Below are 6,963 nucleotides of genomic sequence, written 5' to 3'. Positions count from 1 at the left end.
ATCCTGCGGCAGGACTACCGCCGGCTGGAGGTCATCGCCATCGATGACGGGTCGAGCGACGATTCGCTCGAGATCCTCGAGCGGTACCGGGAGACCGACAGCCGCATTTCGATCATCTCGCGTGAAAACCGCGGCCTCGTCGCAACGCTCAACGAAGGGCTGGCGGTCGCCCGGGGCGAGCTGGTCGCACGGATGGATGCGGACGACATCGCCTATCCCTGGCGCCTGTCGCGCCAGGTGGCGCTGTTCGAGCGGCGGCCCGAGCTCGGCTTCTGCGGCGCCGGCGTCGACATGTTGATCCGCGGCCGCATCGCCAGGGGCAAGCCCGATCCGGTGTTCCAGTTCGGCCGCATCCCTGTTTTGGCGATGTTCTTCACGATCTTCATGCATCCGACGGTCGTCTACAACAGGAAGGTCATCGAGGATGACGCTCTCAACTACGACCCAACCTACAGGCACGCCGAGGATTTCGATCTTTTCGGGCGGCTGGCCGGCCGTTACCCGGCAGCCATGATGCCCGAAAACCTGCTCGTCTACCGCGTCCATCAGGCAAGCGTGACCAGCCGGCACAGTAACGAGATGCGCAGGACGCATTTGCGGATCGTGGCCGAGAACCTCGAGCGCGAGGACCTCGCGCAAGGCACGCGGGATCTGCGTGACATCGGCAATGCGGTCAGCCTCGATACCGTCACCCGTGCGGCGGATTTCATCGTCGCGCTGGAGGAACGGATCTGCTCGCTGCCGGCCGAGACACGGCCGAGCTTCGAGGCCGGCGCGCTCAACCTGTTCTATTTCCTTTACCAGCTCGTCGCCGACGAAAAGCAGCCCCCACTGACGCATGAACTGCTGACGCGGACCGCGAAGTGGAACGCCATCCGGCGGCGCGAGAAATATGCGCTGCGGCCGGGCGCCTGGGCTCCCTGRCTCAGCCGCGCCTCGCTGTCGGCCGGCAAGCAAGCGGACGCCGTGGAATACTTCTTCAAATCCGCCCCCGCCGCGGCGGTTCTGGCATCTCATCAGGTGGGCTAGAGGAATGACCGTCAAAGCCCACCAACCTCTGCAACGCGATCGTTCGACGGCGCTTGGCGCCGTCCCGGTAAGTCCGCGAGCGGAGCGATCAGGCCCGGAAGTCAGCTTCATCATCTGCACGCGCAACCGCGTCGCCGTGCTCGAGCCCTGCATCAAGTCGGTGCAGGCCGCGTGCCGTGCCCATGCCGGCTTCGCGGCCGAGCTCGTGGTCGTCGACAATGGCTCGAGCGACCGCACGGCGGAACGCCTGGCCKGCATCGCCGCTATGTCGGACATCCCATTCACGCCCGTCAGCGAGCCACGCCCCGGATTGGCGGCYGCCCGTAACGCCGGGTTGCGGCGSGCGCGTGGCCGKGTRCTGGTCTTCGTCGATGATGATTGCGCSGTCCATAGCGACTATTTGCGAGATCTGGAGCGACACTATGCGTCCGGAGAGCAATGGCTCATCCGGGGAGGCCGTGTCGAGCTGGGCGATCCCAAGGATTTGCCGTTCACGATCAAGCGSTCGCGGGTGCGCGAGCGGCTGACGCCGGATGTTCATCCCGGCGGTTTCGTGTTGGGCTGCAACATGACGATGCACCGCGATGTCGCCGCCCGTATCGGCTATTTCGACGAGCGCTTCGGCGCCGGCGGGCCATTGCGGTCGGCGGAGGATACCGATTACCTGGTTCGGGCGGTGTTGCTCGGCATTCCGGTCGAGTATGTGCCTGACATGACGATCTTCCATCATCATGGCCGGCGCGATCGCAAAGCCATCGAAAAGCTCCACCGCGACTACAGCCTGGGCAATGGCGGGCTCTGCCTGAAACATATTCGGCATGCACCCTGGCTGCTTCGCCATTTCTATTGGGCCGCGAGAGCAGCTTTCCGGGAATTGGCGGGGGGACCTGCGTTCGACCCTGAACTCGACCTGTCGCACTGGCCGATCGTCGGCATGAATGTCCTCGGCGCGGCCAGATTCGCGCTCCTCCTGCTGGCGAGACGGCCGCAGGCCGAGCCGGTGCGGCAGGATCAACAAGCCAATGCCGAGGCACCGCTCTAATGCCATTGCTCCCGCCTAGCCTGCCGATGCTGTTCCGCGCGTTCGGAAAGCGGCAACTGCGCCTGCTTCCGGCCGTGGTGGCTCTCGGTCTGGTCGGCGCCGCGCTTGAAGGGTTCGGCATCGGCCTGATCATCCCGCTGCTGGGCATCATCATGGGACRTGGCGATGCAGCGGGAATGGCCGGTTTTTCGGCAATTCTCCAGCACGTCGGAGCAGACCTGAGCGAGCGCGACCGGCTTGTCGCCATTTCGGCCGCCATCCTCGGCTCGATCCTCCTGAAGAATATCTTCGGCTTCGCCAACACGCTGCTGACGACCTTCATCTCCGGCAAGGCCAGCCATTCGATCCGCAGCGCACTGTCGGAGCAGCTTTTGCGGGTCGGCTACCCCTTCTTCCTCAGGCAGAGTCCGGGACGCCTGCTCAACATCATCTCCAACGAATCCTGGCGGGCGGCCGACGCGATCCAGATCATGCTGTCGGCGATCATCAGCGCGTCGGCCGCCATCATCCTCTTGGCTTTCCTGCTCCTGCTTTCGTGGCGCATRACGCTGCTGGTTACGCTCGGACTGGCACTCGTCCAGATCGCGCACGCCATCCTCTCGGCCAATCTGAAAGAGCCGAGCCGCAGCGTCGCTTCGCGCAACGGCCACCTCGCCTCGCAGATGCTGCATCTGGTGCACGCCGGACGCCTGATCCGCATCTTCGGCCAGGAGAGCCGGGAGAAGGCGACATTCGATACCGCGTCCGATGCGGTTCGCCGCGCTTCTTTCGTCCTGCAGGTCCGCCAGGGMGTRTTGCCGCCGCTGACGGARTTTCTGCACGCCATGCTGTTCCTGGCGGTGGTGATTGGCGCCTGGCTGGCGCAAGTGAGTTTCCCGCTGATCATCGCCTTCGTCATCCTGCTCTACAGGCTGCAGCCGCATATGCGGGCCCTGCAAGGGTCGTGGAGCCAGCTGCAAGGCCTCAGCGGATCGCTGGAAGAGGTGACATGGATGCTGGACCCCACGGGCAAGCCCAGGCCGCCGCAAGGCGACGGGCCGTTCCACGGTTTGGGCAAGGGCATCAGTTTCGATGAGGTGACGTTCACCTATTCCGGCACGGACCAGCGCGAGGTCGTGCTGCATGCGGCGACATTCGACATCCGCGGCGGCCGCTCGACCGCCCTGATCGGCCGCTCGGGCGCCGGCAAGACGACGATCGTCAATCTTCTGTGCCGCTTCGTGGAACCGGACAGCGGCAGGATCCTCGTCGATGGATCCCGGCTCGACGCGATCGACGCCAGCCAGTGGCGGCGGCACATCGCGCTCGCCAGCCAGGAGTTGGAACTGGTCGATGGCACCATTTTCGAAAACATAGTCTACGGCCAGGACGCGGCGACGCCAAGTGACGCCGAGCGCGCCGCAAGACTGGCCGAAGCCCATGAATTCATCGAACGGCTTCCGCTGGGCTACGAGACACTGGTTGGCTACAGGGGCGTCAATCTGTCGGCGGGACAGAGGCAGCGGATCGCACTGGCCAGGGCGCTGGTGCGCGATCCCGATCTGCTCATCCTCGACGAAGCCACCAACGCCGTCGATGGATTGTCGGAAGCGGCGATCGTCGAGACCCTGAAGTCGAGGGCCGGCCGTCGCACGACCATCGTCATCAGCCACCATCACAGCACCATTTCGTTCTGCGACGATGTGGTGATCCTGAGCGGCGGCCGGGTGAAGAAGCAGGCCCCTTTCGGCGCCCTGGCATCGCTCTCGATGGACGAGCTTTACCAGCACGAGCCGCTCGACTGACAAGGGTTCGGGCAGCGATTCCCGCTGCGGCATCAGTCATTCGAATCAGAGGCCCGGGGACTTGCTGCTGGCACCCTGCGCGATCGCACCAATGCGCCGCGGTACACGGGCGCGCTACTGTTCTCTCGCGGCGGACCTGTCGATCCGCCCGGGCCGGTGCCCATTGGTTTACTCTCCAGATGCGGTTCCGGCCCACCTCCCGGCGTCCCCAGCAAAGCGGAGCCCGGAGGACCAGCCGAAGCGACGTCGCGCAGGCCCGGGAATGACGATGTGAGCTACGTCGCCGTGCGGAGGTTCCTGGGGATACGCCGCCTGCCCGCTGCACGTGCCTTTTCCGCCACCACGCCGGCAATCTCGACCACGCCGCCCTCGCGCTGTCTGCCGTTGGTGGCTTTGTGGAGTCGCTCGTAGGGCAGCAATTCCTYGATCCGGGCATTGAGTGACGCAATCTCGGCTTTGAGGTCGTCGCATTCCTGCCTCTGGACATCGAACTCTATCTGTTCCGACGCCTGTTGCAGCGTTAGCTGCGAGAGATTGGCATTCACTTTCGAAAGGCTCATCTTGTCGTTTTCGTTCTCACGGGTGAGAGCGGACAATCTCTCATCGGCGATTTTCTTTTCGGCCAAGGTGTCGTTCAAGTCAGTCTTGAGCCTGGCGATGTCGCCGGTGGCCTCGGTGTTCTCGTTCGACGCCTGCTCCAGTCGCGATTGCAGGTCCTCGATCTTCGAACGCAACCCGCGCATTTCCGCCTCGCTGCGAGCCAGCTCGGCTTCCCTGTCACCTTCCATCATGCGGGACGCTTCGGTTGTTTCCGACAGCTTCGCCTGTGCCGCCTCGAGCGACTTCTCTAGCCGCATCTGCTCTATCTCGCTCTTGCCGAGCGCGGCCTGCAGGTTCGCAAGCCGTGCTGCCTCGCTGGCATGGATCGTCGAGAGCTCGTCGAGCCGGTGGCGCGCCAGGGATTCCCGCTTCAGCGCCTTGTCGAGATCAAGCGACAGGCTGACATGCTGTTCCCGCAGCATCTTGCTCTCGCGCAGGCGCCTGTTGGCCTGGACCGTTTTGGCAGTCACCTGCTTGGCGATTTCGCCGAACTCCGCGTCGCGTTTTGCGGTCGCATTGGCTGTCTCAACGAGTTCCAGCCTTACCGCGGCAAGCGCTGCACGCAACGCCTCCCGGTCCTGAACCAGGCTTGCCTCGCGCTGCTGCTGCAGGTCGAAAGCGCCTTCGCGCTCGCGCAGCCTTCTCACCGCGTCGTGCAGCTTTTCCGACAGCGTTCTTTGTTCCGCGGCCAGGTCGGCATTTGCCAGCTCCAGCTCATTGGCGCGAAGAATGTCGCTGTGCAGGATGTGGAGGTATTCGCGCGTCAAATGGTGCGAAGTCGCGATCTCCGACAGCTTTCCGGTGATCTCGTCCATATAGTCCCTGGCGTCATGGAAGAGACCTTCGAAGGCACTCAACGCAGCCAGCCGGGTCTGGGTATGGGATGTCTGTCGAGGCCCGGCCTCTAGACTGTTCGTATCGTCCGCACTGTCCGAATTTGCCGCTTCCGCCTCGGGCGGCGAGCCATCAGCTCCTGCCGCCATATTCGGGCCATCGCCGCTCTCTGGCGCCTGGTCCTCGGTGCCGAAATCCGATGCCAGCGCGTCCGCCAGATCGACCTGCAGCTCCTGGAATGTGTTGTCTATCTCTTCAGCACGCTTGATCAAGCCCTTGAAGTTCATGACCGAACTCCCTTTCACAACCCTCTACCCTGTACTTAACGAATTGCTAATATGACCTTACATCCGCTGGCCGCACAGGGGAAGCCCCCCTTGGCGGAAGGCATTTTCAGGACATTCGGGAGCTGGAATGCTGCAGGCAACCATAGCGAGAGCGCGGGAAAACTTGGAGTCATCCCTAGGGGATGTGGCGGGCCGGAGGCGGGCGAGACCCGTGGCTCGCCCCGGCAATATGGCTCGGGCAAAGCCCAAGACGGAGCGGGCTCGGCCTCAAAAAAATTCAGAGGAAACCCGCCGGCACGGCAGGCCCCCTCTCCGACCGCTTCGCGGCCACCTCTCCCCCACATCCGTGGGGGCGAGGAAACCCAAGTCCTGCTAACTCACCCCACCATGGCCAGCGGCACCGCGCTCTTGTTGGGGATCTGGATATCGATCTCCAGCGTCGACATGGTCTCGCCGCGTTCCATCGACACCTGCAGGTAATCCTGGTCGATCTGCACATGCTTGGCGATGACGGCCATGATCTCCTCGCGCAGGATGGAGACGAGGTCGGGCTGGTTGCGGTTGCGGCGCTCATAGGCGAGCAGCACTTGCAGCCGCTCGCGTGCCACCGGCGCGCTGGAGCGCCGCTTGAAGATGTCGAGCAGGTTCATGCCGCCCTCCTTCCCAAAAGACGATCGAGGAAGCCCTTGCGCTCGAAGGGCACGATGACAGGCAATTCCTCGCCCTCGAGCCGCCTTGCGGCTTCGATGTAGGCCTTGGCGGCCGAATTGAGCGGCTCCGACAGCGTCACCGGCGAGCCGAGGTTGGAGGCGCGCAGCACGTCCTGGCTTTCGGGAATGATGCCGAGCAGCGGCACCGAGAGGATTTCCAGCACGTCGTCGATGGACAGCATTTCGCCGCGCGCCGCACGCGCCGCGTCATAACGGGTGACCAGCACATGCTTGGCGATCTGCTCGCCCTGTTCGGCGCGCATGGTGCGGGCGTCGAGCAGGCCRATGATGCGATCGGAATCGCGCACSGASSWSACTTCCGGRTTGGTGACGATGACCGCCTCGTCGGCAAAGCGCATGGCGAGCTGCGCGCCGCGCTCGATGCCGGCSGGGCTGTCGCAGAACACGTAGTCGAACACCGAGCGCAGCTTGTCGATGACTTCGCCGACGCCCTCCTCGGTCAGCGCATCCTTGTCGCGCGTTTGCGAGGCCGGCAGCAGGAACAGCGTGTCGACCCGCTTGTCGCGGATCAGCGCCTGCGACAGCTTTGCCGTGCCCTGGATGACATTGACGAGGTCGAACACGACGCGCCGCTCGGCGCCCATGATCAGGTCGAGATTGCGCAGGCCGACGTCGAAATCGACCAGCGCCACCTTCTTGCCGGTCTTGGCCACGGC

General features: G+C 64.1%; 6 protein-coding genes. 3 read left to right on the top strand and 3 right to left on the bottom strand.

What is annotated here, in order from left to right; translation table 11 throughout:
* The 3 genes from AC1DX0_RS28130 to AC1DX0_RS28120 all read left to right on the top strand — a co-directional run.
* Positions 1-1,029, top strand: a 1,029-nt coding sequence (locus AC1DX0_RS28130; protein WP_477357663.1) for a glycosyltransferase family 2 protein, incomplete at its 5' end; no start/stop codon positions are given.
* Between the two features lie 4 nt (positions 1,030-1,033).
* The gene (locus AC1DX0_RS28125) at positions 1,034-2,071 is read left to right on the top strand and encodes a glycosyltransferase family 2 protein (protein WP_477357660.1); all 1,038 of its coding nucleotides are present in this window, start codon (positions 1,034-1,036) and stop codon (positions 2,069-2,071) included.
* A complete protein-coding gene (locus AC1DX0_RS28120; protein ID WP_477357657.1) occupies positions 2,071-3,855 on the top strand; it encodes an ABC transporter ATP-binding protein in 1,785 nt (594 codons plus the stop codon). The genes AC1DX0_RS28125 and AC1DX0_RS28120 overlap by 1 nt, the downstream gene beginning before the upstream one ends.
* Positions 3,856-4,130: 275 nt before the next feature.
* On the opposite strand, the gene AC1DX0_RS28115 is transcribed toward AC1DX0_RS28120, so the two are convergent.
* The 3 genes from AC1DX0_RS28115 to minD form a co-directional block, all read right to left on the bottom strand.
* Positions 4,131-5,576, bottom strand: a complete 1,446-nt coding sequence (locus AC1DX0_RS28115) for a coiled-coil domain-containing protein (RefSeq protein WP_477357655.1) — start codon at positions 5,574-5,576, stop codon at positions 4,131-4,133.
* Between the two features lie 377 nt (positions 5,577-5,953).
* Positions 5,954-6,226 carry a cell division topological specificity factor MinE gene (gene minE / locus AC1DX0_RS28110; RefSeq protein WP_477223654.1) on the bottom strand — a complete coding sequence of 91 codons (273 nt, stop codon included), beginning with the start codon at positions 6,224-6,226 and terminating at the stop codon, positions 5,954-5,956.
* Positions 6,223-6,960 (bottom strand): septum site-determining protein MinD, encoded by a 738-nt coding sequence (gene minD / locus AC1DX0_RS28105; RefSeq protein WP_477357666.1) that lies wholly within the window; start codon positions 6,958-6,960, stop codon positions 6,223-6,225. Before minD ends, minE begins: the two co-directional genes overlap by 4 nt.
* Positions 6,961-6,963 lie beyond the last annotated feature (3 nt).

This window comes from Mesorhizobium sp. P3_A9, from assembly GCF_056402975.1.
This window is presented reverse-complemented; position numbering and strand designations above follow the sequence as displayed.